We start from the raw sequence: 4,317 nt of genomic DNA on the forward strand, positions 1-4,317 counted from the left end.
GGGCCGTGGATACCAATCGCGGCAGCGACAGCCGGCTGTACCTGGGGCCGCCGCAGCAACGCAATGCGCAGCGCTGGGTGCTGCCGCTGGCGTTGCGCATGGGCGACGACCGCTGGCTGCTGAGCCGGCTGCACACCAGCGAGTTGCAATCGATCATCGGTGGCATGGACACCGGCGACCAGGGCGTCATCTCGATCACCGATGCGCAGGGCTACGTGCTGGCGCGCAGCCCGGACACCGTGGGCCTCACCGGGCAACGCTTCGGGCTGGGCAAGCGCGAGATGCTGCGCCGCGATGCCGTGGTCCCGCTGGGCGTTGAAACCAGCGCCATCGACAACATCGAGCGGATTTCCACGCTCACCACCCTGGGCCAGTACCCCATCGCGGTGTACGCCGGGTTGGGCCGCGCCGACGTGCTGGCGCCCTGGTGGCCGTACGTGCAGGCGTCGGTGGCGTTGTACCTGCTGTACTGGGGCGTGTTCGCGCTGGTGTTTGTGAGCGTGCGCCGTGCCACCCGCAGCCAGGATGCGCTCACCGAGGAACTGCGCACCGGCCATGCCGAGCTGTTGATGGCGCACCAGGTGGGCAAGGTGTGCACCTGGTACGTGGACGAGGATGCGTCGCTGCTGCGCTGGTCGCCGCTGGCCCGGGAGATCTTCGGCATCGAGACCGAAAGCCTGCCGGTGGCGGCGTTCTTCGCGCGGGTGCACCGCGAGGACGCCGAGCGCATGCAGCTGGCGTTCGACAACGCCTTCGCCGGCAACGGCGTGCTGGACGAAATGTTCCGGGTGGTGCTGCCCGGCGGCACGGTGCGCTGGGTGTCCGCGCGCGGACAGCGGGTGGCGGTGGTGGACCGGCAGCGGCGCATGATCGGCGCGCTGACCGATGTGAGCGAACGCGTGCAGGCGCTGGCCCGCGTGCAGCAGGCCGAGCGCCAGTTCCGGCTGCTGTTCGACCGCAACCCGGCCCCGTTCTGGGTGTTCGACCCGGACACGCTGCGCTTCATGGAGGTCAACGAGGCGGCGGTGAAGCAGTACGGCTACAGCCGCGACGAGTTCCTGTCGATGAGCATCCTGGATATCCGTCCGCGCGAAGGCTGGGACGAGATCCGCGGTGCGATTTCGCGCGCCACCATCGGCGATGCCCAGGACGCGCAGGTACGCGTGCACCGGCGCAAGGACGGCACCCTGTTCGAGGTGCGCGCGCATCTGTCGCGGCTGGATTTCGACGGTCGCCAGGCCTGCCTGGTGCTGGCCGAGGACATCAGCGAACGGCTGGCCTACGAGCGCGACCTGGCCTACCACGCCACCCACAACCCGGCCACCGGGCTGCTCAACACGCGCGCGCTGGCCGCACAGCTGGACGAGGAAGGCGGCGGCTACACCATTGCCTACGTGCAGTTCCGCGGGCTGCAGCTGGTGGCCGACACGCTGGGCCGCGAAGTGGGCGATGTGGTGCTGCAGGCCATGGCCAAGCGCCTGGGCGGGCTGGGCACGCGCTATGGCCTGCTGGCCTTCCAGCCGGCCGAAGATTTCATCTTCGCCATCCGCGACGACCACGAGCGCCAGACCGCACTGGATACGCTGGTGCAGACGGTCTCGGAGCCGGTGCGCGGGCAGGACTGGCTGCACCAGTTCGAGCCGCGGATCGGCGTGGCGGTGAAGTTCGACGGCGACAACGTGCCGGCCGAACAGCTGATCGGCATGGCTGCACAGGCCGCGCACGCCGCACGCGACGAGGGCAGTGTGATTGCCTGGTTCGACACCACGGTGAGCTCGCGGCTGGCCGAGCGGCTGCGCCTGGCCGGGCGCATCCACAGCGCGATCGACAGCGAGTTCGAGCTGTACTACCAGCCGATCTGCCATGCCAGCGACGGCACGCCGGCGGCGCTGGAGGCGTTGCTGCGCTGGCCGCAGGCCGATGGCAGCTTCATTCCGCCGGGCGAGTTCATCCAGCTGTGCGAAGACACCGGGTTGATCCTGGCGTTGGGGCGCTGGGTGATCCGGGCGGCGGCGCAGGCGCAGCGGCGGTTGGCCGATGCGGGCTGGCCGTTGCCGATCGCGGTGAATGTGTCGGCGGTGCAGTTCTTCAACAGCGACCTGGTGGCCGAGTTCGCGCGGGCCACGCAGGAATTCGGGCTGGAGCGCGGGGCGTTGCAGGTGGAACTCACCGAGAGCAGCCTGATGCGCAAGCCGGCCCAGGCCAAGCAGACCATGCAGCGGCTGCACGAGCAGGGCGTGTGCATCTCGCTGGACGACTTCGGCACGGGATATTCCAACATGTCCTACCTGCAGCACCTGCCGCTGGACATCCTGAAGATCGACCGCAGTTTCGTCTCCGATGTGGAAACCAATCCGCGCAATGCATCGATCTGCCGCGCGTTGTTGTCGCTGGGCCACAGCATGGGGCTGACAGTGATCGCCGAGGGCGTGGAAACGCCGGGCCAGCATCAATGGCTGGCCGCGCACGGCTGCGACCAGGTGCAGGGCTACCTGCTCGGGCGCCCATCGCCGCTGGTCGAGGTGATCGCGCGGTTGGAAACCGCCGAGGCTACTTGATGCGAGGCAGCCGGGCAGAGCCCGGCTCTACGGGGTTGCCAATGCGTAGCGCCGGGCTCTGCCCGGCCGCTTCACCCGCACACGCCGGGATTCACCCCAACGCCTCCACTAGGTAATCGATGAAGCTGCGCACCTTCGGGGCCAGATGGTTGCGGCTGGTGTAGACGGCGAAAATGCCGATCGGGGCGATCTCCCAGTCGGGCAGCAGGCGTTCCAGGCGGCCGTCGGCCAGCGCGTCGGCGATCAGGAAATCCGGCTGCAGGATGATGCCCATGCCGGCCAATGCGGCTTCACGCAGCACGTCGCCGTTGTTGGCGCGCAGGCCGCCATGCACCGGCACGGACACCTCGCCGCGCGGGCCGCGCAGCTGCCAGCTGTCGCCGCCACCCCAGTAGCTGTAGCCCAGGCATTCGTGGCCGGCCAGGTCTTCGGGCTGTTGCGGGCGGCCATGGGCGTCCAGGTAGGCGGGGGCGGCGCACAGGGTGATGTGGGTGTCGGCCAGCTTGCGTGCGATCAGCGCCGGGTTCGGCTGGCGGGTGATGCGGATGGCCACGTCGTAGCCTTCTTCCACCATGTCCACCAGGCGGTCGGACAGCGACAGGTCCAGCTGCACCTGCGGGTAGCGCGCGCGGTAGCCGGCCAGCAGCGGGCCCAGCCGGGCGATGCCGTAGCTGACCGGGGCGTTGACCCGCAGCAGGCCCGACGGCTCCAGCGCCTGCGCGCCGATGCCCGCTTCCAGGGCGTCGAACTGGGCCAGCAGCTGCACGCATTGCGCGTAGTAGGCCGCGCCGGTGCTGGTGGGGCTCACCCGGCGCGTGGTGCGGTTGAGCAGACGCGTGGACAGCCGCTTTTCCAGTGCGGCGATCTGCCGGGTGACGCCGGCGGTGGACAGGTCCAGGGCCTGGGCAGCCGCGCTGAAGCCGTTGCGTTCCACCACCGCCACGAACACACGCATCGCGTCTAGGGTATCCATTGTTTCAGATCCTGTAATAAACAGCGTCGTCTGATCGTATTTATCGCCAAGGGTGAGCGCAATAACCTGTCGCCATCCTAGTCCGCGAGGTGTCCCATGCCTACCACCGCTGTCCGCGTTTCCTCGCTCGCCCCCGTCGGCGCCACCCTGCTGCGCTGGAGCCTGGGCGTGCTGTTCCTGGTGCATGGCCTGACCAAGCTGCTGGTGTTCACCCCGGCCGGCACCGCGGCGTACTTCCAGTCGCTGGGCCTGCCTGGCGCGCTCGGTTACGTCGCCCTCGTGCTGGAACTGACCCTGGCCGCTGCGCTGTTGCTGGGCGTGTACGCGCGCTGGGTGGGGCTGCTGGGCGTGCCGCTGCTGCTGGGCACCATCGTCAGCGTGCACGGTGCCAACGGTTTCAGCTTCGCCAATGCCGGCGGCGGCTGGGAATACCCGGCGTTCTGGGCGCTGGCGCTGCTGGTGCTGTTCTGCATCGGGGACGGCAAGTGGACGCTCGCCTCGCGCTGAGCACCGCGCCGTCGTTGATCCTTTTCTGGAGCCTGTGATGTCCCGTCTGCCTTCGCTGTACATCTCCCATGGTTCGCCGATGACCGCGCTGCACCCCGGTCTGGTCGGCGAACGCCTCGCGGCGCTGGCCGCGCAGTTGCCGCGCCCGCGCGCCATCGTGATGGCCTCGGCGCACTGGCTGACCCACCGCCGACGATCCACGATTTCGGCGGCTTCCCGCAGGCGCTGTTCGACCTGCAGTACCCGGCCCCGGGCGATCCGGCGCTGGCCGGCGAGATC

Annotated in this window: 3 protein-coding genes and 1 pseudogene; 3 read left to right on the forward strand and 1 reads right to left on the reverse strand. The window is 69.1% G+C overall.

Going from position 1 to position 4,317, the window contains the following annotated elements; all coding sequences use genetic code 11:
* The coding region (locus DBR34_RS15345) for an EAL domain-containing protein (protein ID WP_258223976.1) at positions 1-2,558 on the forward strand (2,558 nt) is incomplete at its 5' end.
* A 91-nt stretch (positions 2,559-2,649) separates the two neighbouring features.
* On the opposite strand, the gene DBR34_RS15350 is transcribed toward DBR34_RS15345, so the two are convergent.
* Positions 2,650-3,531 (reverse strand): LysR family transcriptional regulator, encoded by an 882-nt coding sequence (locus DBR34_RS15350; protein ID WP_128097444.1) that lies wholly within the window; start codon positions 3,529-3,531, stop codon positions 2,650-2,652.
* 96 nt (positions 3,532-3,627) lie between these two features.
* Between DBR34_RS15350 and DBR34_RS15355 the strand changes: the two genes are divergently transcribed.
* Both DBR34_RS15355 and DBR34_RS23315 read left to right on the forward strand, forming a co-directional pair.
* Entirely contained in the window at positions 3,628-4,038 is a 411-nt protein-coding gene (locus DBR34_RS15355) for a DoxX family protein (RefSeq protein WP_128097445.1), read from the forward strand.
* Between the two features lie 37 nt (positions 4,039-4,075).
* Positions 4,076-4,317: pseudogene (locus DBR34_RS23315) on the forward strand (dioxygenase); the annotation flags it as partial.

It is taken from the genome of Stenotrophomonas sp. HMWF003, assembly GCF_003061285.1.
Classification (GTDB): Bacteria; Pseudomonadota; Gammaproteobacteria; order Xanthomonadales; family Xanthomonadaceae; genus Stenotrophomonas; species Stenotrophomonas maltophilia_AP.